Source organism: Pedobacter sp. BAL39, assembly GCF_000170795.1.
Lineage (GTDB): Bacteria > Bacteroidota > Bacteroidia > Sphingobacteriales > Sphingobacteriaceae > Pedobacter.
Genome location: NZ_ABCM01000036.1, coordinates 1 through 23,849, shown reverse-complemented (window position 1 = coordinate 23,849; position 23,849 = coordinate 1). Strand labels below are relative to the sequence as shown.

General features: G+C 44.9%; 17 protein-coding genes. 11 read left to right on the top strand and 6 right to left on the bottom strand.

Features of this window, described 5'->3' with window-relative positions:
- The 5 genes from PBAL39_RS24025 to PBAL39_RS24005 form a co-directional block, all read left to right on the top strand.
- On the top strand, positions 1–408 hold a 408-nt coding region (locus tag PBAL39_RS24025; protein ID WP_008246723.1), incomplete at its 5' end, for an HAD-IA family hydrolase.
- Between the two features lie 51 nt (positions 409–459).
- On the top strand, positions 460–2,775 hold the full coding sequence (locus tag PBAL39_RS24020; protein WP_008246722.1) for a glycoside hydrolase family 65 protein: 2,316 nt from the start codon (positions 460–462) through the stop codon (positions 2,773–2,775).
- Between the two features lie 62 nt (positions 2,776–2,837).
- Positions 2,838–4,508: an alpha-amylase family protein gene (locus tag PBAL39_RS24015; protein ID WP_157274200.1), complete on the top strand. Its 1,671-nt coding sequence runs from the start codon at positions 2,838–2,840 to the stop codon at positions 4,506–4,508.
- A gap of 12 nt (positions 4,509–4,520) precedes the next feature.
- The gene (locus PBAL39_RS24010; RefSeq protein WP_008246716.1) at positions 4,521–5,861 is read left to right on the top strand and encodes an MFS transporter; all 1,341 of its coding nucleotides are present in this window, start codon (positions 4,521–4,523) and stop codon (positions 5,859–5,861) included.
- A gap of 159 nt (positions 5,862–6,020) precedes the next feature.
- The gene (locus PBAL39_RS24005) at positions 6,021–6,983 is read left to right on the top strand and encodes an acetyl-CoA carboxylase carboxyltransferase subunit alpha (RefSeq protein ID WP_008246715.1); all 963 of its coding nucleotides are present in this window, start codon (positions 6,021–6,023) and stop codon (positions 6,981–6,983) included.
- 103 nt (positions 6,984–7,086) lie between these two features.
- Here the strand turns inward: PBAL39_RS24005 and PBAL39_RS24000 are convergent, their stop codons facing one another.
- The 3 genes from PBAL39_RS24000 to PBAL39_RS23990 form a co-directional block, all read right to left on the bottom strand.
- Positions 7,087–10,116: a DUF2723 domain-containing protein gene (locus PBAL39_RS24000; protein WP_008246714.1), complete on the bottom strand. Its 3,030-nt coding sequence runs from the start codon at positions 10,114–10,116 to the stop codon at positions 7,087–7,089.
- Positions 10,117–11,055: 939 nt separating this feature from the next.
- Positions 11,056–12,141, bottom strand: a complete 1,086-nt coding sequence (locus tag PBAL39_RS23995; RefSeq protein WP_008246713.1) for an ImmA/IrrE family metallo-endopeptidase — start codon at positions 12,139–12,141, stop codon at positions 11,056–11,058.
- 10 nt (positions 12,142–12,151) lie between these two features.
- Entirely contained in the window at positions 12,152–12,484 is a 333-nt protein-coding gene (locus PBAL39_RS23990) for a type II toxin-antitoxin system RelE/ParE family toxin (protein WP_008246712.1), read from the bottom strand.
- Positions 12,485–13,891: 1,407 nt separating this feature from the next.
- Here PBAL39_RS23990 and PBAL39_RS23985 point away from each other — a divergent pair.
- The 4 genes from PBAL39_RS23985 (at position 13,892) to pth (ending at position 17,006) form a co-directional block, all read left to right on the top strand.
- A complete protein-coding gene (locus tag PBAL39_RS23985; RefSeq protein ID WP_008246707.1) occupies positions 13,892–14,386 on the top strand; it encodes a RadC family protein in 495 nt (164 codons plus the stop codon).
- Between the two features lie 357 nt (positions 14,387–14,743).
- Entirely contained in the window at positions 14,744–15,685 is a 942-nt protein-coding gene (locus tag PBAL39_RS23975; protein ID WP_008246706.1) for a ribose-phosphate pyrophosphokinase, read from the top strand.
- A gap of 36 nt (positions 15,686–15,721) precedes the next feature.
- Positions 15,722–16,300, top strand: coding sequence for a 50S ribosomal protein L25/general stress protein Ctc (locus PBAL39_RS23970; protein WP_008246705.1), 579 nt, complete (start codon positions 15,722–15,724; stop codon positions 16,298–16,300).
- A gap of 145 nt (positions 16,301–16,445) precedes the next feature.
- Positions 16,446–17,006: an aminoacyl-tRNA hydrolase gene (gene pth, locus PBAL39_RS23965; RefSeq protein WP_039867652.1), complete on the top strand. Its 561-nt coding sequence runs from the start codon at positions 16,446–16,448 to the stop codon at positions 17,004–17,006.
- On the opposite strand, the gene PBAL39_RS23960 is transcribed toward pth, so the two are convergent.
- The 3 genes from PBAL39_RS23960 to PBAL39_RS23950 are packed head-to-tail and all read right to left on the bottom strand — an operon-like array spanning position 16,996 to position 22,958.
- Entirely contained in the window at positions 16,996–18,603 is a 1,608-nt protein-coding gene (locus PBAL39_RS23960; RefSeq protein ID WP_039867650.1) for a response regulator, read from the bottom strand. The two genes, pth and PBAL39_RS23960, sit on opposite strands and share 11 nt — an antisense overlap.
- A 41-nt stretch (positions 18,604–18,644) precedes the next feature.
- Positions 18,645–19,469 carry a protein-glutamate O-methyltransferase CheR gene (locus PBAL39_RS23955; protein ID WP_008246699.1) on the bottom strand — a complete coding sequence of 275 codons (825 nt, stop codon included), beginning with the start codon at positions 19,467–19,469 and terminating at the stop codon, positions 18,645–18,647.
- 6 nt (positions 19,470–19,475) lie between these two features.
- Entirely contained in the window at positions 19,476–22,958 is a 3,483-nt protein-coding gene (locus PBAL39_RS23950) for a response regulator (RefSeq protein ID WP_008246697.1), read from the bottom strand.
- A gap of 108 nt (positions 22,959–23,066) precedes the next feature.
- Here PBAL39_RS23950 and PBAL39_RS23945 point away from each other — a divergent pair, with 108 nt between their 5' ends.
- On the top strand, positions 23,067–23,414 hold the full coding sequence (locus tag PBAL39_RS23945) for an arsenate reductase (protein WP_008246696.1): 348 nt from the start codon (positions 23,067–23,069) through the stop codon (positions 23,412–23,414).
- 73 nt (positions 23,415–23,487) lie between these two features.
- Positions 23,488–23,849: carboxypeptidase-like regulatory domain-containing protein (locus PBAL39_RS23940; protein ID WP_232283010.1), on the top strand; the 362-nt coding region annotated here is incomplete at its 3' end.

Here is a 23,849-nt window from a genome sequence, read left to right as displayed (position 1 = left end):
ATCAGTAAAATGACAACAGAGGAGCTGCTGCCCGGAACCATACAGCTGTTGGAAGAGCTGAAGGACAAAGGCATAAAGATGGCCCTGGGCTCTGCAAGTAAAAACTCTGCCCTCATCCTGGAGCGTACAGGAATCAGGGATTTCTTTGATGCCATCGTCGATGGCAATTCGGTCACCACATCGAAGCCTGATCCTGAGGTTTTCCTGAAGGCCGCGGAGCTTCTGCAGGCAGCCCCCACGGAATGTATCGTTTTTGAAGATGCCGAGGCGGGTGTAGCTGCCGCCATCGCAGCACAGATGCTCGTCGTCGGTATTGGCAGCAAAGCTACGCTGCCCGATGCGGACCTGATCATCAAAGACCTCTCCGAAATTGACCTTTCAGGAATCATGAAGTTAAAAAATAACTAAAACGAATTTACTCCGGTGGCTGTGCTACCCGGGGTTCAGCGAAATAAGAAGATGAAGAACTACATACAAGCAGACGAATGGAACATCATTGAGGAAGGTTTTGACCCTCAGCTCAACAAAATATCTGAGAGCCTTTTTAGCATTGGCAACGGAAGAATGGGACAGCGTGCGAACTTCGAGGAACACTATTCCGGAGAAACCTTGCAGGGAAGTTATGTGGCTGGTGTGTACTATCCCGACAAGACACGTGTAGGATGGTGGAAAAATGGCTACCCCGAATATTTTGCTAAGGTGCTCAATGCGGCTGCCTGGATTGGCATTGACATCAGCATTGATGGCCGGCAGCTCGACCTGCACTGCTGTAAGGTACTTTCCTTCAGGCGTGAGCTGAGGATGAAAGAAGGCTTGCTGTTGCGTAGCTTCCGTGCGGAACTGGACGGTGGAAAGATCGTTGAGGTGAGCTCCACGCGTTTCTGCAGTATGGCTGATGATGAAGCTGCGGCGATCTGCTACCGCATTCGTCCGGTAAACTTCAGTGGCCAGCTCAGCATTACCTCTTCTATTGATGGGGATGTGAAAAATCAAGATGCCAATTACGATGAGAAATTCTGGGAAGCCATCAACAGCAAACAGGACTCGGGTGCAGACTATCTGATCCTGAAAACAAAAAAGACGGCCTTTGAGGTGTGTACAGCCACTTTTACCACTGTTGAACTGGATGAACAGCGGCTTTCTCTGGAGGCGGTTTCCCGGGAGAAGTTTCTGGGCCATACCGCCGCATCAGAATTAAAAGAAGGACAGGAGCTACGCATCACCAAACTGGCCATCAACCTGTCGTCCCAAAACCACGAACCAGCATCATTGCTGGATACCGCGGTTGCAAAAATAGCAGATCTTAAAAATAAAGGATTTCAGGCCTTAAAGAATGCACATATCGCAGCCTGGGCCGAGAAATGGGAGGAAAGTGACATTGTGATTGAGGGCGATGTTGCCGCACAGCAAGCCATCCGCTTCAACATCTTTCAGCTGAACCAGACCTATTCTGGAAAGGATGCGCGATTGAACATCGGTCCTAAAGGTTTTACAGGTGAAAAATACGGAGGTTCTACTTACTGGGATACGGAGGCCTATTGCATTCCTTTTTACCTTTCTACAGCGCCTCAGGAAGTATCCAGAAACCTGCTCATCTATCGTTACAAACAACTGGACAAGGCGATCGAAAATGCAGCGAAGCTGGGCTTTAAAGACGGTGCGGCACTGTACCCAATGGTGACCATGAATGGTGAGGAATGCCATAACGAATGGGAGATTACTTTCGAGGAGATCCATAGAAACGGAGCGATTGCATTTGCCATCTTCAACTACATCCGTTACACCGGTGATGCTGCTTACCTGGCAGATTACGGCCTGGAAGTCCTCATCGGCATTGCCAGGTTCTGGAAACAGCGCGTGAACTGGAGCAGCGACAAGCAAAAATTTGTCATGCTGGGTGTCACTGGTCCTAACGAGTACGAGAACAACATCAACAACAACTGGTATACGAACAAGCTGGCGGCGTGGTGCCTGCGTTACGCAATAGAGGCCGCACGACAAGTGGCTGCGGAAAATCCTGAAGCCTATCACAGGGTGATCACCAAAACGAAATTTGATGAAGGTACTGAGTTTGCGGACTGGACTGCGATAGATCAGCAGATGTATTATCCTTACGATGAGAAAGAAGAGGTATTCCTGCAGCAGGATGGTTTTATGGATAAGGAGCAGATCCTGGTAAAAGACCTGCCTGCATCTGAACGTCCCCTGAACCAGAAATGGAGCTGGGACCGCATCCTGCGCTCCTGCTTTATCAAACAGGCCGATGTATTACAGGGTATGTACTTTTTTGAAGATGAGTTTGACCAGGAGACACTGAGGAGAAATTTCAGCTTCTATGAGAGCAGAACGGTACATGAAAGCTCTTTGTCGCCATGCGTGCACAGCATTCTTGCTGCAAAGCTGAACGATGAAGAGAAGGCGTATGAGTTTTACCTGCGCACCGCCAGACTGGATCTTGACGATTACAATAACGATACTGAAGATGGATTACACATTACCTCTATGGCGGGTACCTGGATGAGCATCGTTGAAGGGTTCGCCGGTATGCGTGTGCGTAATGGACAACTGAAGTTTAATCCTTTTCTTCCTGGTGGATGGAAAGCCTTTGCCTTCAGTATTGGCTTTCGCGGGCATGCACTGAAAGTAAAGATCACTGCAGAGCAGATCATCATCAATAGCGAGGCGTCTGAAGATCTGGAAGTCTGCATCTTCAATCACCCGCATCAAATTAGTAAGGGGGAAACTCAAATCGCTTATAAAACGTTATTGGTATGAACGGTTATTTAAGAAAGTCCATCTTAATGGGCTTACTTTTTTCAGGAATTACATGTACACTTATGGCGCAAAGCAGACCCGTTATCTATCAGCTACTTCCCCGTTTATTCGGGAATAAACAGAACAATAACATCCCTTACGGGACCATTGCCGAGAATGGCAGTGGAAAATTTAATGACATCGATGAGAAGGCCCTGCAGGGCATCCGCGAGCTCGGTATTACAGATGTTTGGTATACAGGGGTGATTGCCCATGCAAGTCTGACGGACTACAGTGCTTATGGCATTCCAAAGGATGATGCGGATGTGGTGAAAGGCAGGGCGGGATCGCCTTACGCCATCCGCGATTATTATGATGTTGACCCCGATCTGGCTACAGATGTCAATCACAGGATGCAGGAGTTTGAGGCACTCATTTCCCGGACACATGAACAGGGGATGAAAGTGCTCATCGACTTCGTGCCCAACCATGTCGCACGACACTACCAGTCGCAGGCCAGGCCGGATGGGGTACAGGATTTCGGTGCCACAGATGACAACAGTAAAAGTTTCAGCCCTGCCAATGATTATTATTATGTTCCGGGGAAACCTTTTCTTACTCCGGTAACACAAGGCCCTGAAAACCCATTGACTGCATTGCAGGACCACTACTTTAATGAGGTGCCTGCAAAGGCCACAGGAAATAACGTGTTCAGTCAGCAGCCAAAGATCGACGACTGGTATGAGACGGTAAAGCTGAATTATGGCGTAGATTATGTCAATGGCGAAAGCAAACATTTTGATCCTATCCCTGGACTGTGGCATAAAATGGCTGCCATCCTGAACTACTGGGCTGATAAAAATATAGATGGCTTCCGCTGCGACATGGTGGAGATGGTTCCCGTTGAATTCTGGCAATGGGTCATTCCTGAAGTCAGAAAAAACCATCCGGACCTGATCTTTATCGGCGAAGCCTATAACCCCACAGTTTATAAGGACTACCTGCTAACCGGTCATTTTGATTACCTATACGATAAGGTGGGTTTATATGACGGCCTTAAAAAACTGATCAGAAACCAAGAGGATGCAGATGTGAAAGCCATCAGCAAGGTGTGGCAGGAAGAAAGTAAAGATTTTGGCAACAGGATGCTCCGTTTTCTGGAAAACCATGATGAGGAGCGTATCGCTTCCTCGGGCTTTGCCGGCAATGCGCAACATGCCCTGCCAGCGATGGTCATCTCTGCAACGTTATCTGGTGGGCCGGTGATGGTGTACTTCGGACAAGAGGTTGGAGAACCTGCAAAAGGGCAGGAGGGTTTCGGAGGAGACGACAACCGCACTACGATATTCGACTATTGGGGAGTACCGGAACATCAGAAATGGATGAATAATGGCGCTTTTGATGGTGCACTGCTGACCGAAGAACAACGTCAGCTGCGCGGCTACTACAAAAAACTGATGGAGGTGTGCGGGCAGGATGATGCCATCATTAATGGAGAGATCCTCGAAATCCCGCTCTACGAACAACGTGCTTATGCCTTTGTGCGTTATACAGCGAGTCGGCGACTCCTGGTTGTGGCCAACTTCGGCAGAGCACAGGCGCTTCAGAAGAGTGTCGTCATTCCTGATGCCTTGCGGGATATAAAGGAAATACAAAACCCTACTGATCTGTTGACTGGAACAATGGTCGAATACCATGATCAGGAACTTATGCTGAACGTCCCGCCTATGACTGCTCAGATTATTGAATTTTAACCGCTTCATCAGATGGAAAAAAAAGTTGTTGCCAGCAAACCACAGTTGTCCGCCTTGCAGATCTTTAACCTCAGCGCCGGCTTCTTTGGGATACAGTTTGGCTTTGCGCTGCAGAATGGAAATGCCTCCAGGATCCTGCAGACTTACGGTGCCGATGTAGAACACCTGTCGTTGTTCTGGCTGGCGGCACCTTTAACGGGCATGATTGTACAGCCCATTATTGGCTACTATAGCGACAGAACCTGGAACAGGTTTGGTCGCCGGCGCCCTTATTTCCTGATTGGTGCTGTCCTGACTGCCATTGCCCTCATTCTGATGCCCAATTCAGCTGCTATGGCCAGCCTGCTGCCGCCCATCATTATTGGTGCAGGTATGCTGATGATTATGGATGCTTCCATCAACGTAGCCATGGAGCCCTTCCGGGCATTGGTGGCGGATAAGCTGCCCGAGCAGCAGCGGAGTTTTGGCTTCTCCATGCAGACTTTCCTCATTGGTGCCGGTGCGATCTCAGGATCATGGCTGCCCTATATTTTATCTGAATACCTTGGTGTATCCAAGGTGGCTGCAGTAGGCCAAGTGCCCGATAATGTGATTTATTCTTTCTACGTCGGCGCTGCGGTATTGCTGCTGACCATCCTCTGGACGGTGATTACCACGAAAGAGTATCCGCCTGAAGAGATGGAACGTTACCATGATGGCGTGGCGGAAGAGGAAACGAAAGGCATCATGTCCATCTTCAGTGACTTTTCAAAGATGCCGCTAACCATGCGCCAGCTGGGATTGGTACAGTTCTTCTCCTGGTTTGCCCTGTTCTCCATGTGGGTCTTTACCACTCCTGCCATTGCACAACACATCTATAAGGTGCTGCCTGGCGACACCTCTTCTGTGAAGTTTGCAGATGCAGGGAACTGGGTGGGCATTCTTTTTGGGATCTATAATGGGGTTTCGGCAATCTATGCGCTGGTGCTGCCAGCTATCGCAAGGGCCACCAGTCGTAAAATCACACATGCTTTTTCGCTTACTGCCGGCGGACTGGGATTGTTGTCCATCTATTTTATCAGCAATCCGGACCACCTGATCTATTCCATGATTGGCATCGGCCTGGCCTGGGGAAGTATTCTTTCTATGCCTTATGCCATCCTTTCCAGCGCTATTCCTGCTCGAAAGATGGGTGTTTACATGGGGATCTTCAATTTCTTTATCACCATGCCACAGATTGTAAATGGTTTCTTCGGCGGAATGATCGTAGAGAAATTTTACGATGGAAAGGCAATTTATGCAATTGTTCTGGCCGGAATTTTCATGATTTTAGGTGCCGTATCTGTGCTTTACATACAAACCAATAAAAAATAAACAGGGGTTAACTACTTGATAAGCTATCTAAATTGTCGTCTGATAAATGCCTGTGAAAGGGTAGGAAACATCTTTTTCTACCCTTTCAATTTAAAAAGCCTTGGTTCTTACGGTAGATTGGAGAAAATTAAATAAAATGCCTATTTTTACAGCCCACTTATGGAACAGATAAAAACATCATTTGATTTCGAAAAGCCTTTGGCTGAGCTTGCTCAGCAGATTGAAAAGGTTAAACAGGTTGCTGATAAAACCAAAGTAGATATGTCTGCTACCCTTACAGAACTGGAACAAAAAGTTTCGGACACACAACAGACATTGTACAGCAACCTTACCGGTTGGCAGAAAGTACAGATGTCCCGTCATCCCGAAAGACCACAAACACTGGACTACATCAGCATGATCTGCGATGATTTCATTGAGATGCATGGCGACAGGACGGTGAAAGACGATAAAGCCATCATCGGTGGTTTTGCTACTATCGCCGGACAGACCGTAATGGTAATCGGACATCAGAAAGGTAAAAACACAAAGGAGCGTCAGTACCGTAACTTCGGAATGGCCAACCCGGAAGGATATAGAAAAGCATTGCGTTTAATGAGACTTGCTGAGAAGTTCAATAAACCTGTGATCTCTTTTATTGATACTATGGGTGCTTATCCTGGTTTGGAAGCAGAAGAACGCGGACAGGGAGAGGCTATCGCGCGTAACTTACTGGAGATGTCTGTGCTTCGTGTGCCTATCCTTTGTTTTGTTGTCGGTGAAGGTGCCTCAGGCGGAGCGCTGGGTATCGGCATTGGTGATAAGGTTTACATGCTGGAGCATACCTGGTATTCTGTAATCTCTCCGGAATCCTGTTCGTCGATTCTTTGGCGCAGTTGGGATTATAAGGAGCGTGCGGCAGAATGTCTGAAGCTGACTTCTGATGACATGTACAACAACCAGCTGATCGATGGCATCATTAAAGAGCCGCTAGGTGGTGCGCACCAGAATCCTGAGGAGATGGGCGCGACAATCAAAGAGCAGATCCTGACTGATCTTGCCGTACTGAAGAAAATGAAAACAGATAACATGATCAATACCAGGATTGAAAAATTCTGTGCGATGGGTGTTGTGGTAGAATAATTACAAATTATACGTTAAACAAAAATACACGTTAAACAAAAAGAGGGATGCAATTTCAATATTGCATCCCTCTTTTTGTATGGAGTATTTAAATCACCCGGAGTTATTGAGGTTCCTGGGCGAAGTACATTGAGAATCTTGATTCCAGGCCGGAGAACTGGCTGTTCAGGCTCTGGCTCAGTTTTGTCTGCTGATTGGCCGCCGCTGTCCTAGCCATCTGATTCAGGAAGGAAAGGCCCAGCTGTACATTTTGTCCGCCTACAAACTTGTTTCTGCTCTGAGAAACATCAGCAAGATAGGTCAGCTCTTTTTGTATATAAGCTGCAGAACGTTCAATCAATGCATTTGCACGTTTTGGATCACCCAGCAGGTATAGGTTTTCTGCCATGAAGTAAGCACCCATCATTGACCGCATGCCATAGAAACGCTCCGGCATCACCTCAAAATAACGATTTGCCACTTTTATTGCATCTCCCTTACGGCCTTCCTTCAATAATCCTGTGATGGTATTGTTGAAGACGTTGGTGAAAATGGAGATGTCATCCGAAGACTGTGGATCGAGGTACTTTGCTGTTTTTACCTGTCCCCATACAAACTTGTTCATCACGTTGTCGTACAGCTGAGGTGTGTTGATCAGCTCTGTTTTACCAGCGGTATCTGGTTGCAATGGAAGGAGGCGAAGTGCAAGACCTTCATTGTAGAGGTATTTATCCAATCCGTTGTATTGCTCTGAAGGCACAGTGCTGGCAAAATAAATCGGACGTTTCCAATCATTGTGAACCAGGATGTCCAGCATGGCAAGCGTACCTTTGGTCACATAGTTTTTATTGAAAGTCCACTCCAGTGCAGGAACAATTTTTCCAGTATCTGCAGGGTTCACCACTTTGTTGTTCAGGATATCCTGGCGGTTAACGGTCAGCTTGAAATTTTTCGTAGGAATGAAGTTCTCTTTGCTACCATCCTGAAGCGCCAGTTTGTCTTCCGGATTTTCAGAAAGGAGGATCGCAAGGATATTGCTCAACTCAACATTTCCGGCAACTTTATAATCCTGATAGTACATGACATCTCTGACGCCTTGTACATATTGAGATTCCTTCATGGATATCGGCAACGGGGCAGATTCATTCTGCTTGCGTTTCATGCCGTCGATATACCAGTCTGTATCAAATAAACTCAGGTTCACCAGTCTGATATCCGGTCTGATGTTTTCTACCTCCTGAGCATACCATAGCGGGTACGTATCGTTATCACCATAAGTAAACAGGATGGCGTTTGGCGCGCAGGACTGCAGGTAATCGACTGCAATGTCATGTGCTACCAGTTTTGTAGAGCGGTCATGATCATCCCACCCTTGTGCGGCCATAATGACCGGAGCGGCAAAAAGACCAGCCACCGTTGCTACCACGGCACCGTTAGTAGGGTTGATTTTCTTCAGCACCCACTCACGGAGGGCAATTACGCCGAGACCTACCCAGATGGCGAAGGCGTAGAAGGATCCTGCGTAGGCATAATCACGTTCCCTTGGCTCCATTGGTTTTTGGTTCAGGTAAAGTACAATAGCAAGACCTGTAAAGAAGAAAAGGAGGCCTACAATACCAGCATCCTTTTGGTTGCGCTGGAAATGCCAGATGGCACCCAATAGACCGAGGATAAGGGGTAGGAAGAAGAAACGGTTATAGGCATTGCTGTCGGTGATGGAAGGAGGTAGGTTTTTCTGGTCTCCAAGCATCATCGCATCAATTGGTTTTACCCCGCTGAGCCATTGGCCTTCATATACGCTGCCCTGTCCCTGATCGTCATTCTGACGGCCAACGAAGTTCCACATGAAGTAGCGCATGTACATCTGTCCTGTCTGATAGGATAATAAGAAGCCGATGTTGTCAAACAAAGTTGGAAACTGACTGTCACTTAAGCCCATCAGGTCTTTGTAATAACCCACGTGTCTTGGGTCATCGCTATACATACGCGGTAGCGGTGTAGTTCTGTCGTATTCGTATTCCGTTTTTTTACCAGCCTCTTCATATTTGTCGGCACCTTTCCTGTAAAGTGTTTTTCCTTGTTTCAGGTTCACTTTTTCAGAGTTGTAGTTTGGTCCGAACAACAATGGGCGATCGCCATATTGTTCCCTGTTCAGGTAACCCAGGAATGAGAATGCATTGTCAGGATTACTGTTGTTCAGGTTTGGATTGGCTTTTGCACGGATAACGATCATGGCAAAAGAACCATATCCGAAGATGATCAGTACGGTCGACAATAATGCCAGGTTCAATATTTTTTTCTGGTGTTTAATGGAATAACGGATTCCCCAGGTCAAACCGCTGATGAGCAGGATGGCGAAGAAAATCACTCCCGATCCGAATCCCATGCCAAGGGTGTTGACAAAGAAAAGGTCGAAGTAAGCTCCGAAGGAAACCAGGTACTGGATGATTCCGTATTGGATCACAGCCAGGATCAGAACACCTACAATGGCAGTTTTGAAAATACCTGAGGTAGTCGTTTTTGATGTTTTCTTGAAATAATATACAAAGGCAATTGCCGGAATGGTCAATAAGTTCAGTAAGTGGATACCGATGGAAAGTCCCATGATGTAGGCAATGAAAAGCAGCCAGCGATCAGCGCGGGGCTCATTTGCATTGGCTTCCCATTTCATGATTCCCCAGAACACGATGGCCGTGAACAGTGAGGAAAGTGCATAAACCTCAGATTCTACTGCTGAAAACCAGAAGCTGTCTGAAAAGGTATAAGCAAGTGCACCAACAACACCTGCACCCATGATGGAGATCATGTTAGAGGTACTTACCGTCTCATTTTCTTTAACCAGCATCTTTTTTGCGAAAGCAGTGATGGTCCAGAATAAGAACAGGATGGTGGCTGCACTGGCAATGGCCGAACCCACGTTCATGAAGTAGGCAATCTTCGTCACATCACCAAAGGCGAGCAGGGAGAAGAAACGCTGGATCATTAAAAATAATGGGGCTCCTGGCTGATGCACTACCTGCATCTTGAATGCAGAAGCGATAAACTCACCGCAATCCCAGAAACTAACTGATGGTTCCAACGTCAATACGTACGTGATCGTTGCAATCAGAAAGCAAAGCCAGCCGGTAAGGTTGTTGATTTTTGAATAATTCATTTGTTTTATAGAATAGTTATTAAAGTCGCGTTAATGTAAAATGCAGCCGAAAATAAAGAATAAGATTGATAAACGCACAAATTAATAGGCAGTTTAACATTTATACCGATTGTTGTTTCGGCTTTTTTACAAACGGGCTGTTGGGGGCTCCGGAGCGGGTGCTGTTATCCGCCGTCGGTGTGTCTGATTTACCAAGGAACTTAACGTCTGCTGTTTTATAATCTTACAACTTTTTCTAACCGCTTAATAACACAAAACTTGGCGGTTTAGGCCAAGTTTTGGTAATGTTTAAATTACTAAGTATTAAAGATAATATACCTATTTATAATTTATAAAGTGTGAAAATTAGAGAGATAGCTCCAAAGACAATAAATAACAGCCAATATTTTTTGACAGAACTCCATCCGTCGTTATTTGAGAATTTTGCCATTATTCCTATTAGTAATAATGTAAATGATGACAATAATTTGATTACAATTTCTAAATTCATAGTTATACAATTAAATTTGAGCTGGAAGCGATTTAAGTATAAACCCTATGCCAACCATAGCACACATAATAACGCTACCCCATAATCCAATATAGGTAGAAAGTGTAGGGCCTTCCCAATTTGTTTTTTCTGAGGAAGGCTTTTCCCTCCTAACATTTCGATATAATAAGTACGCCACGATTAAACATGAAATTCCAGAAAAAAAAAGTTTTAAATCCATAGTTTATAAAGGTAGGTTGAAAGGCTTAGGTTGACAAGGTACCCCTCGCCCTTTAAGGTATATTCAGCCGGCTTTTCTATCGTTTTTGTATAGCCCTATACCTTACACAGGCCATCTGAACACCTTGTGAATACCTTGTCAACCCCTTGTGAGAAGCGAACAAGACCCGAACAAGGGGCGATCAAGAAACGATGGTCATGATCGAAAAATATTGTTTTTTTTAATTTTCCTAAAAATCCAATTTTACAAACAGTGCGTTACCCTGGTTGCGGTGCAGCATTCCTGTTTTATGAAAACGTTCAGCAATCATTGCGGGATGTGTATTGAATTTGATGGCAAACTGATGGATATTTTCCATTGTCAATGGACCCGCTGCCAGAACTTCCTGTTCCTGTTCGTATGAAAATGTCATTTCCACAGCGAAAGCATCTGCTTCCTGTTCCTTTTTCTTATCGGCGGCTGAATATTCAATGTCTTCCAGGAAAATGTCTTTTTTTCCGTGTAACAAAATATGACCCGCTTCGTGAAAAAAGGTGAACCAAAACCGGTCGTTTTGCTTATGATGACCCGATAATTGAATAACAGGGTTATCATCAATCCAGCGTGTTGCACCACTTAACGGTGCTTTTTTAATTGTGGCTGTGTAGACCACCTTTACTCCGCAAGACAGACAAATATCTTGTAATTGTTTGAAGAAATCGTCAGACTGCTTAGCTGCAATGGACTTTATGTCCTTTAACGAGCTTTTGAATTTGCTTTCGGTGTAGGGGCCACAGGTGATTTGGCTGGCTTGAATTTCTCCCTGGCGTATCCAGGCTGAGATTGCATGAGGTTCTTTGGTGTGTGCCAATGAAATCCTGAATGCCACTTTAAGTTGTTGATTGAAAAAATAATCTTCCCAGGCTGCAGCTGAGCTTACGCCAAAAAAATGGAACAGCGCTTCAACTTTTTCTTCAGTCTTTGAAGAAGGGCTGATCCATTTATTCTTGACCATATCGGCAACGGGGAAGCTTTTTGCCCAGTCTTTCGCCTCGTTTATTACTGCCGCTCTTTTTTCCCTCGCTTTATACTCATCAAAGTTATACTGTCTCTTAATCCAAAAGCGGGCAGGTATTTTTAATACACTCTCAAAAAGTACGGCCATTTCCGGAGTGATGGAGCTCTCACCCTTAGCAATTGCAATGATGGTCTTTTCTGGCTTTCCCGTTCTTATCGCAAATTCTTTTGGTCCCATACGCAACTCTTCCAGTTTCTCCGTCAAGGTTTCGCCGGGGTGGAAGGCAATTTCTGAATAAAACTCGTTTACAGCGCTCATAATTCGTGGTTTAATGGTAATCTACTATTTCAATAATCTCTACGGCGACAATTTCAAACCAAACACATTGCCCGTTTTCGTCAATGGGTATCGGACTTTCCTGCGGTGCAAAAACAAGCCGGTAAGGATGATCAAGATCGCAGGCCCATTGTCCTTTTCGGCTCGCTTTTAGTTCATGATACCTCCCTGGTAAATGTCTCAGATCTTCCAGGTTGTCCACATCTTGTAAATCTGTCAGGCGTTTAAGTAAAAGAGTCGTCCTTCTTTCACCCATTTTTTGTCTGCATTTCTTTGGGTCATTAGCTAATGTGCCCAATTTTTTATGTCTGAATTTAATCTCCACAACAAAGGTATTTAATTTGTTTTTGATTTACACTATATGTTAATTATTTTTTTAAAAAAGATGTTTTACGCGTTGGTAGATATATTACCTCAATAAATGCGTCTCATCCGTTGACGATTCTAGCGATAATTTTGTGATGTGTGTTCATCGTGGTCCTGGGAAAAAACTGGTGGCGATTTGTTTTGCTGAGTATGATGAAGCCTCTTAATGAAAGTTTATTGAGCTTGTTTTTACGATTTGAGTTGCCTGTTCCCGATGTTTATTTGTGATAAACTTTATTGTAATTGGAAAGAAGTGTTCCTCCCGGATTTCTTCGATGAGGGCATGGGAGGAGAGATATGTACTGATCGTAGAGGCTTCAATTGTGGTCTGTACACGCGCTATATACCGGCTAAGGTTGACAAGGGGTTAACGAGGGGTTGACAAGGGGTTGGCAAGGTAAAAAGGCGCTTTAGCCTCTTCAACCCCTCGTCATCCCCTCCTTTAGACGCCGTCAGACCTAGCCCTCATATAGGCCTTACCTAGGGTTGATAACTGCGTATTAATGGTTGCAATACGAATGTTTATTGCTGACTTTCATTTATATGTCGAGCTGGAATTGCATCCTGTTTGATCGGGATGCTCAAAAATATGAAAAATCAGTTTGTTTCGAAATTTGGCTTTGGTTTCGGTTTTTATTTTCATTATAATAAAATCTCTCTTAAGATTTTTTTTGTCTAAAATTACAATTACAGGACGCTTTTGTTGATTTATAGGGTCTTTTTAATTCTTTAATGAATGTTGTATTTCTTTGTATGTTATTTATTTTATAATAAAATAGATACTGCACTAAAAGTATTAGTATATTAGCAATATGATGATCAGACGGGGGTAGCTCCCGGACGGCTGTCATAAAATTTTATTGATTTGGCTTTTAAATCAACGAAACTTTGCAACGATAGACCTCGGAAATCTCTGCAAGCAAAGTATGGATTGATAGACTGTTCGATTTCTGTAACTTTATCTCAGAATATGGGCGTCTTCCGTGCTGCTTGCTGGAGAACTCTGTTCTCTCCCTGCCGAGGGGGTATCGTTGCGTGCGGGAGGCGACCATATTTTTTGTTCCTTTCCTGTATTGGATCATTGCTTTATTGCCCTTAAACTTAACAAGCAATGATCATCACAAACATTAATTCCGCATTCATTACCCTGCTAAATTTCAAGAATGGCTGGCAACTTGCCTTGCCTTTAACCCTGCTGATTAATCCAGATCCGCCAGGTTAACCTTTCTGCTCCTTCACTGTTCATTACATTGCAAGTTTGAGGATTTTATCCTCCGGGCACTGCTATGCCCCAAATATTGCTATGCTTCAAATTTAACACCTCATAAGCGTCTTAATAATTTCATGCCCAGAAGAAAAGTAAATCATGAGAAAAAACCTGAATAACATATCCACCATTGAACTAAGTTATAAGCCCAATTTCAAATTGCGTGAAAAACCAAAAGTGAATAGTACTGATGACGTATACTATGTATTGATGAATCATTGGAACCACAATACGATTCATTTGATCGAGGAATTTAAGATCGTGCTCTTCAATTGCCAAAGTGTAGTACTGGGAGTGATGACAGTAGCAACTGGCGGAATAACGCATGTGATGGTCGATCCTAAGCTGATCTTTGCCGCAGCGGTGACGAGCGGCGCAACGGGAATCCTGCTTGCGCACAATCACCCCTCAGGCGATTTAACACCCAGTATTCCGGATAAACAGCTTACTAAAAGGATCATCAAGCTGGCCGAACTTCATCAGATCACTGTTCTTGATCACCTGATCGTGAACAGTGAAGATTACTTCAGTTTTGTCGAAGCTAACCTGATTGTTGCAAATAAAGAAACAGGTCTTATTGAAATGAAGGGCTAAATATATTGCTCAGGTTATCTATGCCTGAAAAAGTTAAAAAAAATATCAGCTTACAACATGCTCATTTTAAATAGATTATTTGTTTTTGTGCCCCTGGTGCATGATTTTTTTTAAACTTTTTTTGCGTTACCCCTTGCGGAATTCAAAAATCTGCGTAGATTTGCATTCCATTTCAAAGCAACCCTTTTTCGAAAGAGGCTTTAAAATTGGAAGATTGTCCGATAGTATAAGGGTAGTACAACGGTTTTTGGTACCGTTTGTCTTGGTTCGAATCCAGGTCGGACAACAAACAACATTCGGATTGTGAGATACCTTGCAATCCGATTTTTTTTTAACCAGCATTGATATACTTAGATCATGCCATTGCAATTTAACCCCGTTAAGCTTTTTGCCGGAACAGGTACTAAAGAATTAGCAAACAAGATTGCCGAAAGTTACGGCAAACCTATCGGCAGTGTAACCTTAAACAAGTTCAGTGACGGTGAGTTTCAGCCATCTTACGACGAGTCGGTCCGCGGCTGCGATGTATTCCTAATCAATTCTACTTACCAGCCTAATGACAACCTGATGGAGCTGTTGCTGATGGTTGATGCCGCTAAGCGTGCGTCAGCGCATTACATCACTGCTGTGGTTCCTTATTATGGTTTGGCAAGACAGGACAGGAAAGACAAACCGCGTGTGGCGATAGGTGCAAAACTGGTAGCCAATCTGCTGAAGGCGGCAGGGATCCACCGCATCATGACGATGGACCTTCACGCTGCACAGATCCAGGGTTTCTTTGATGTTCCTGTGGATCACCTTGATGGTTCCGTGATCTTTGTCCCTTATATCAAAAGCCTTGGTCTGGAAAACCTGACAATCGCTTCTCCTGATATGGGTGGTTCTTATCGCGCACGTACCTTTGCCAAGTTCTTCAATGCTGAGGTGGTCATTTGCGATAAGCGCCGTAAACGTGCAAATGAGATTGAATCTATGTCCATCATCGGTGATGTGGTAGGTCTGGATGTTGTCCTGATTGATGACATCTGTGATACTGCAGGTACGCTGGCGAAAGCTGCTGCCCTGATCATGGAAAAAGGTGCGAAAAGCGTGAGGGCCGTATGTACCCATGCGGTGTTGTCTGGCAAAGCTTATGAAACAGTGGAGAACTCGATGTTGTCTGAGCTGATCGTAACCGATACCATTCCTTTGAAACAGGAAAGCAAAAAAATCAGGGTGCTGAGTACTGCTCCTTTATTTGCAAAGGCCATTGCCAATGTAAATGAACATGGATCTATCAGTGACCTGTTTAACGTTTAATATTTTAATACATAAATATATATAAATCAATAAAAGATGAAAACAGTCGCAATTAGCGGTTCTACAAGAGAGAACGTAGGGAAACGCGATGCTAAAGAGCTTCGCTACGAAGGTAAAGTTCCTGCAGTATTGTATGGTGGTAAAGAACAAGCACATTTTGCTGTAGTAACTACCGAATTGAAGGATGCTATCTATTCACCAGAAGCAAGCTTTGTTGAAATTACATTGAATGGTACTAAAACTAATGCCATCATCAAAGAATTACAATTCCACCCACTTACTGACCAATTGTTACACGTAGATTTTCTTCAGTTGTTCGACGACAAAGAGATCTTGATGGAAATCCCTGTGAAATTAACAGGAACTTCTCCAGGTGTTAAAATGGGGGGTAAACTGGTTCAGAAATTACGTAAACTTCGTGTGAGATCTTTCCCTAAAGACATGCCTCAGGCTGTTGAAGTGAGCATCGCTAAATTAGAAGTTGGTAACTTATTCCGCGTACGTGACCTTGAAAAAGGAAACTATGTAGTAACAAATACTCCTGAAGATACCATCGTTTCTGTAGGTATGTCAAGAGCATTGAAACAAGCAGAGCAACAAGCTGGAAAGAAATAATTTTCTTTAAGCAAGTGCAAATGAAAGAGGGCTCCTGTCAGGAGCCCTCTTTTTTTGTTTTAGTACGGTGACCCTTTTGTTACTGTTACACCTGGTTGGTCTAATGCTGTTTCCTGTAGTAGAATTCTTATTATATTTGCAGTACATGAAATACTTGATAGTAGGACTCGGAAACATTGGTCCGGAATACGCACACACCCGTCATAATATAGGATTTGATATTGCTGACGAACTCGTCAAACAACTTGATGGTTCTTTCGTAAACTCCCGTCTGGCTTATTATTCGGAGGTCAGCTTTAAAGGCAAGCGCCTGCATGTCATCAAACCCACCACCTATATGAACCTGAGCGGTAAGGCGGTGAACTACTGGATGCATGAACTCCGCATCCCTATTGAAAATGTATTGGTGATTGTAGACGATCTGGCTTTGCCCCTGGGCAGGTTACGCCTGAAGCTTCAGGGAAGTAGCGCAGGACATAATGGACTGAAAAGTATTGAGGGACTGTGTGGTGGACAAGCGTATCCGCGTCTTCGTTTTGGGGTGAGCGACAACTTTCCCAAAGGGAGACAGGTGGATTATGTCCTGGCTCCCTTTGATAAAGAGGAGCAGCCTGAGCTGCCGGCGCTGATTGATAAAAGTGTTGAGCTGATCAAAAGCTTCGTGACGGTAGGGCCGGCACTCACCATGACCGCTTTTAATAAGTAGGGCTTCCTTTTGATGCTTTTACGAACCTGCTGATTTTTTCGTGCAGGACATCTACTTCGAATGGTTTGCTGACCACATCGTTGGCTCCGGCTTCAATGGCGGTTTGCTTATCGGATTCCATAACTGCAGCAGAGAAGGTGATGATCGGAATGCCTTCCTTACCTGGGGCATATCCTTCGCGGATTAGTTTAATGGCCTCGAGGCCATTCATTACCGGCATGAAGGTATCCATTAGAATGATGTCGTAATCGTTTTTAGTCAGTAGTTCTAAAGCTTCTTTTCCATTTTCCACTACGTCTGGTTTTACGCCCCACTCTTTGAGCACCCTAATGATTAAAAATTTATTGATTGGGTTGTCTTCTGCCACGAGCACATTTACGCCTTCAAAAGATTCAAGTACAGGTTTGTTCACGTTTATCATTTTCTCAGGAGTTTTTATCACTTCGTACCAGTTGGTGAAGCAGAAAGTGCTTCCATGCCCCTCCTCACTGAAAACCTCCAGGATGCCGCCCTTTAGTTCTGCGAGGTTCTTGACGATGGACAATCCAAGTCCTGTTCCGCCAAACTTGATGGTCGTTTGTTCATCAGCCTGTTCGAAAGTTTCAAATATCTTGTCAATTTTATCTTTAGCGATGCCAATCCCGGTGTCAATCACCGAAAAACGAACCTGTATGTTGTTGCCTTTTTTATCGAGTGCCTCCACTTTTAGGGTTACGCTGCCGCTGGCAGTAAACTTAATGGCATTACCGATCAGGTTCATCAAGATCTGGTTAAGACGGAGCGAATCGGCCATGATCAGGTTGGGTAAAGCAGGGTCGTAGTCTGTGATGAGATCCAGCTTTTTCTCCATAGCGCGGATGCGCAGCAGGTTGGTCACATCGGTGCAGGTTTTGATGACATCGGTTTCTGCCCTGTTGATCTTAAATTTCCCAGATTCAATTTTAGAGAGATCGAGGATGTCATTGATGACCCCCAGCAAGGAGTCCGAAGAAATTTCAAGCAGCCTGATCATCTCCTCCTGATCGGGAGAGAGCGTGGTTTTTTTGAGCAGGGATGCCAGACCAATGATCCCGTTTATTGGAGTCCTTATTTCATGGCTCATGTTGGCAAGGAAGTTCTCCTTGATGCGCTTGCCTTGTTCAGCCTGCTCCTTAGCCTTGATGAGTTCTTTTTGATAAGCCTCCAGCTCCAGATTTTTTCTTTTGATCTCCCGTTCATTCCTGACTAGCTGTATGAAGGAATCCACCTTCGCAGAAGTAACAAAAGGATCCAGCGGTTTGTACAGATAATCTACCGCCCCGGTGTTGAGGCCACGGACTACATATTTTGTTTCTTTAGAAATGGCAGTCACGAAGATGATCAGGATTTCCTTGGTGCGTGGGTTGCTTTTCAGGATTTCTACCAGCTCAAAGCCATCCATCTCCGGCATCTGCACATCCACAAGCGCAATGGCAATGTCCATCTCCCAGCATAAACGAAGTGCCTCGTTGGGATTGGTGGTAGTGATCATTTCAATATCCTCTCTGTCCAGCAATGCTTCCAGAGCGATGATGTTTTCGGCTCTGTCGTCTACGATAAGTACGTTTATCTTTTCCATCATGGTAGTCCTCCTCTTCAATCGGTAAGTTAAATTAGGCGTCACGCTATTTTTTGGTAAATATTATTTTTTTTGTCAATGATTTTAAATCTGGTCATGTCTTTACTTCTCAATGTCTCTTTAGCACCCAGGCATAAAAATCCGAAATTGGCAAGGCTATGGTAGAACAGGTCAATTACCCGTTCCTGTAGTTCAGTATTGAAATAGATCAGGACGTTGCGGCAGGAGATGATCTGGAATTCGTTGAATACGCCATCCGAGGCCAGGTTATGTGTAGAAAATAAAGTGTTTTTCTTAAGGCTGTGGTTGATGGATGCGGCCTCATACTTGGCGGTGTAAAAGTCTGACAACGTGTGCATCGTTCCCGTCTTCTGGTAGTTCTCAGAATACAGTTTCATTTTCTGCAGGTTATAGATGCCGTTTTTTGCAAAATCCAAAACGTCGTTGTTAATGTCTGTGCCATAAAAGAAACACCTTTCGTATAGTTCTTCTTCAGAGAAAAGTATGGCAAAGGAATAAAGTTCTTCGCCTGTTGAGCAACCGGCATTCCAGACTTTTATCCTTGGATAGGAGCGTAAGTAAGGGATTACATTTGCCTTTAAAGACTTGTAAAACGAAGGATCCCTGAACATCTCGGTAACGTTGACCGTCACCTCAATGAGGAAGGACTCAAAGTAGTCTGGGTCATTTGTCAGTAAAGTACGTAAATCGAACAGACTCAGTTTTTGCAGTTGCAAGATTCTGGTCACCCTGCGTTTCAGTGATGCTTCCGAGTACTTGCCGAAATCAAAACCCTGAACATTTCTGATAAAAAGGATGAGCTCCCGGAGCTGTTCATAACTGATGTTTTCCTCTGGTCTTTCCATATCGCACTAACTTAACCATACCCTGAGCATCGACAAGAGTTTGTCCATGTCCACTGGTTTGGAAATATAATCATTTGCACCTGCCTCAATGCATTTTTCGCGATCATTTTTCATGGCCTTTGCGGTCAGTGCAATGATGGGCAGTTTAGCAAAACGTTTCTCCATTCTGATGGCTTTCATGGCCTCATAACCATCCATCTCGGGCATCATAATGTCCATCAGTACGATGTCGATGGTATCAGGGCCCGCCAGTTTTTCCAGGGCTTCGCGCCCGTTGTTGGCAATGATGATCTTAAGGTCATATACCTGAAGTGCACTCGAGAGAGCAAAGATGTTTCTCATATCGTCATCAGTAATCAGGACAGTTTTGTCCTTTAGGACTTTTTCAATTGTGGAGACACTCTTGACCTTCGTGGTTGTTGTATTACCCGCAATGCTGATGCCATCTTGTTTCAGTTTATGAATAAAAAGGCTGACTTCATCAATCAGGCGGTCGTTCGACTTATTGGATTTCAGCACCATGGCATCGGTATACTTCATGATGTGAGACATCTTATCCTGATCCAGTTCCATTGCTGTATTGATGATGACAGGGATGTGGGCCAGTGCTGGTTGCTGTTTGATCTTATCCAGCAGGTCGAAGCCGGAGATGTCCGGAAGTTTGAGGTCGAGAATGATGCAGTCGAACATCTGGTCCTCCAGCAGGCTCAGTGCTTCCTGTCCGGTAAAGGCTTGTTTGACATCTACACCTTTTTCAGTAAGCTGCTCTGTGAGCACTCTGCTTTGCAGCTCCTGATCCTCTATCACCAGAACGCTTTTAAAGTTGCCTTTCAGGTCCGTATCGTGCAGAAGGTCAAAGGCTTTGTCCAGCTCGTCTTTTTCCACCGGCTTCTTGAGGAAGCCTATGGCACCTTCCTGTACCGCTTTGGATTCCTTCTCGTTGCCGGCAGACATCATATGCACGGGAATGTGTTTGGTTCTCGCGTCCGCTTTCAGCTTTTTCAGAACGGCCCAGCCATCCATTACGGGAAGCATAATGTCCAGCACAATGGCATCGGGAAGTTCAGAAAGAGCCATTTCCAGCCCGGTATCACCACTATGTGCCAGAATAGGCCTGAACCCTTTCTCCCTGGCATAGTCGCTCAATACATCAGCAAAAGTAACATCGTCCTCAATGATGAGCAGGGTCTGAGTATCGCTGTGTGGGGCTGCGACCGCAGGTTGTTCCCTGGCCGGAGCTTTCGGTATTACTGATTCCTGTTGGAAGCTGCTTTGTAAGGATTCTTCATTCTGGAAAGCATTTTTTTCCGGGATAAAGAAAGTGAAGGTGCTGCCCTCACCAGGTTTACTTTTGAGCTGAATTTCTCCGCCCATGATGTTGGCGAGCTCCTTACTGATGGAAAGTCCAAGGCCCGTGCCGCCATATTTTCTACTTGTGGAACCATCTTCCTGTTGGAAAGCCTCAAAAATCAGTTTTTGCTTGCTCTCGGCAATGCCGATGCCTGTGTCTGTTACGGCAATGGCTAGAATATCTTCTGAGGTATCTTTCAGCTGGTCGGAATAGAATAGGGTTCCTGCTGCTGCCCTTTGGATGCTAAAGGTGATCTTTCCCTGCTCCGGCGTGAACTTGAAGGCGTTGGAAAGCAGGTTTTTTGCTACCTGTTCCACCCTTGACTGATCGGTAATGATGCTGTCGGGCAGGTTGTTGCCGAGCAGTGTGCTGAATTCAATATGTTTGCTCTTTGCCAGTTCGGAGAACAACGATTCCATACTGTAGGCTACGGATTCCGGTTTAACTGGCTCCAGGATAAGGTCAACTTTGCCGGATTCGATTTTTGACAGGTCAAGGATGTCGTTAATGAGGGTCAGCAGATCGTTACCCGCATTGTGGATGACCCCAGCGTATTTGATCTGATCTTCGTTGAGGTTTTCCGGTCTGTTTTCTTTTAAGATCCGGGCCAGGATCAGGATGCTGTTCAACGGTGTCCTTAACTCATGGCTCATGTTGGCCAGGAATTCAGATTTATATTTACTGGAAACTTCCAGTTCTTTTGCTTTCAGGCTGATGGCCTCCCTGGCCTGCTCAATGGAGAGGTTCCGTTCTTCCAGTTGTAGCGCTTTCTCTTCCAGCTCGGCATTCGTCTGTCGGAGTTCTTCCTGTTGTACCCGAAGTTCTTCTTCTGAGGCCTGCAGCTGGTCTGTTTTATACATCAGCTCCTCATTGGTGGTGCGCAGTTCTTCCTGCTGGCTTTCCAGTTCTTCTGCCTGCTGCTGCGTCTCTTCAAAAAGAGCACGCATTTGTATTCTGGCAAGAGCACTATTGATGGCCACGCCGATGCTTTCTGAAATTGCATTGAGTAGCAGCATTGTTTTTTCTTCCGGCTGCTGATACAGTCCGAACTCTATCACTGCCAATGTTTGTTTCTGATATTGTATCGGCAGGAGGAAGAGGTGGGTAGGTTCCACATCACCAAGCCCGGAGCTGATGTGGATGTAGTTCGATGGAATGTCCGTCAGCAGTTTGATCTTTCCCTCCAGGGCAACTTGCCCAACAAGGCCCTCGCCATAGTGATACTGGTTCTGGAAGCCTTTCTTTGGCCGGTACGCATAACCACCCGTATACTTGAAAGTTTTTCCAGCCCTGTTGATCAGGAAAAAAGCGCCGACAGCTGCATTGATGTGTGTACTGATAGAGCTCGTGACGTTATTGGAAAGCTCTTGAATCTCCTGCTCACCACGCGTAGATTCGATGATGGCGGTAGCACTGGCCAGCAGCCAGTTTTTAAATTCATTTTCCCCGGAGATGACGGCCAGTTGCTCGTTGGATTCCCTGATCTGGTCTTCAGTTTTTTTCTGGTTATCGAAGGTTTTTTTGATGTAGGTGAAGAGGTACAGGATCAGACAGAAGATGACACCGGAGCTGAGCAGGATTACCCAGGTGCTGCGCCTGTTGCTCTGCTCTGTATTAAGCTTTCTTTGTTTCAAAAGCTTGAACTCTTCAGCAATCATCTGTTCGCTGACGGCCATCATCTGGTTTTTTAAGCGCTGCCCGACACCCTCGAAGATACGTTTTGCGGCAGCATCCTGGCCCTGAAGATCAAAAGTCTGTAACACACGCGCCATCTCTGTTACCTTTTGATGGCCATAAATGTCCAGAGAGTCTGCGCGGTCCTGCTGAGCGGTATTGTCGTGAATAAGTTTTGACAGCTCCTGTATACTTAACAAAATCCTTGGTGCATTTTTGTTGTAAGGCTCCAGATACTTGCGGTCCTGAGAAAGTACAAACCCTCTTAGTGAGCTTTCGGAGTTCAGCACCTGGGTCTCTATACTTTTAATCTGGCTGATCACCTCATAGGTGTGGTTCTGCCATTTGCTATCTTCATTTAGTTGCTTTACACTTAGGTACGAGGTAACGGCAGAAAGGAGAACGAACAAAAGGGAAATTGCAAATCCTGCTAGTACTTCCTGCTTAAAAGTGAGTTTAAACATATAGGTGATGATTAAATGTATGCCGATACAGGTTGCCGCTGTGCCAGTTTTTTGGAGAGACGTAAATCAGCAACAATAATACTGATAATAAATTTTATTTTTGCGCATATGATCGTATATGGAATCCCAAATTGTAATACGGTAAAGAAGGCAATGACCTGGCTTACCGATAATGGCTTCAAACCTGAATTTCACAATTTTAAGAAAAGCGGCATTACGGCTGCTAAACTTCATGAGTGGTGCGCTGTCTTTGGTTGGGAGAAAGTACTCAACAAAAAGGGAACGACCTGGAGAACGCTTAGCCCTGAACAACAAGCGGCAGTAGTGGATGAGGAATCAGCGGTGCAGTTGCTGCTGGAGACCACCAGTGCCATAAAGAGGCCCATCGTTGAAGTGGATGATAAAGCTGTGCTCATCAGCTTTGATGAAGCCCAATACCAGTCAGTATTAAAGTAATCTGCGGGAAACATCCTGTTGTTAATTATTGTTAAATCGTTACCAGCCTGTGTAAACAACAGTATCTTTGATTATGGTCAGATGTATCCTCTTCTGTATTTTCTTATTGTCGCCCTTTTTCATCAGGGCACAGGGTACCATTACTGGAACAGTGTTCGACTATGACAATGAGAAACTGCCGCTGCAAAATGTGAGGGTCAGAAATCTGAGCAGTCAGGGCACGGTGCTTACGAAAGCTTCGGGTGCTTTTGTGCTGCCTGCAAAAACGGGAGATCTTCTGGAATTTTCACTTAATGGTTACCATGTGGATACGCTCTTTCTGATTGACCTGAAGCCAAAGCTGATCCGTCTTCCTGTGGATGTGAAAAACCTGAAGGAGGTGGAGATCCTTAGCGCGAAGGTCAATCCATCGGTTTTTTATATAGACCCATATGC

What these genes read in the sequence shown, in the direction of transcription:
- PBAL39_RS24020 (WP_008246722.1), top strand. Translation starts at nt 460, where the DNA reads ATGAAGAACTACATACAAGCAGACGAATGGAACATCATTGAGGAAGGT.
- PBAL39_RS24015 (WP_157274200.1), top strand. Translation starts at nt 2,838, where the DNA reads ATGGCGCAAAGCAGACCCGTTATCTATCAGCTACTTCCCCGTTTATTC.
- PBAL39_RS24010 (WP_008246716.1), top strand. Translation starts at nt 4,521, where the DNA reads ATGGAAAAAAAAGTTGTTGCCAGCAAACCACAGTTGTCCGCCTTGCAG.
- PBAL39_RS24005 (WP_008246715.1), top strand. Translation starts at nt 6,021, where the DNA reads ATGGAACAGATAAAAACATCATTTGATTTCGAAAAGCCTTTGGCTGAG.
- PBAL39_RS24000 (WP_008246714.1), bottom strand. Translation starts at nt 10,116, where the DNA reads ATGAATTATTCAAAAATCAACAACCTTACCGGCTGGCTTTGCTTTCTG.
- PBAL39_RS23995 (WP_008246713.1), bottom strand. Translation starts at nt 12,141, where the DNA reads ATGAGCGCTGTAAACGAGTTTTATTCAGAAATTGCCTTCCACCCCGGC.
- PBAL39_RS23985 (WP_008246707.1), top strand. Translation starts at nt 13,892, where the DNA reads ATGAGAAAAAACCTGAATAACATATCCACCATTGAACTAAGTTATAAG.
- PBAL39_RS23975 (WP_008246706.1), top strand. Translation starts at nt 14,744, where the DNA reads ATGCCATTGCAATTTAACCCCGTTAAGCTTTTTGCCGGAACAGGTACT.
- PBAL39_RS23970 (WP_008246705.1), top strand. Translation starts at nt 15,722, where the DNA reads ATGAAAACAGTCGCAATTAGCGGTTCTACAAGAGAGAACGTAGGGAAA.
- pth (WP_039867652.1), top strand. Translation starts at nt 16,446, where the DNA reads ATGAAATACTTGATAGTAGGACTCGGAAACATTGGTCCGGAATACGCA.
- PBAL39_RS23960 (WP_039867650.1), bottom strand. Translation starts at nt 18,603, where the DNA reads ATGGAAAAGATAAACGTACTTATCGTAGACGACAGAGCCGAAAACATC.
- PBAL39_RS23955 (WP_008246699.1), bottom strand. Translation starts at nt 19,469, where the DNA reads ATGGAAAGACCAGAGGAAAACATCAGTTATGAACAGCTCCGGGAGCTC.
- PBAL39_RS23950 (WP_008246697.1), bottom strand. Translation starts at nt 22,958, where the DNA reads ATGTTTAAACTCACTTTTAAGCAGGAAGTACTAGCAGGATTTGCAATT.
- PBAL39_RS23945 (WP_008246696.1), top strand. Translation starts at nt 23,067, where the DNA reads ATGATCGTATATGGAATCCCAAATTGTAATACGGTAAAGAAGGCAATG.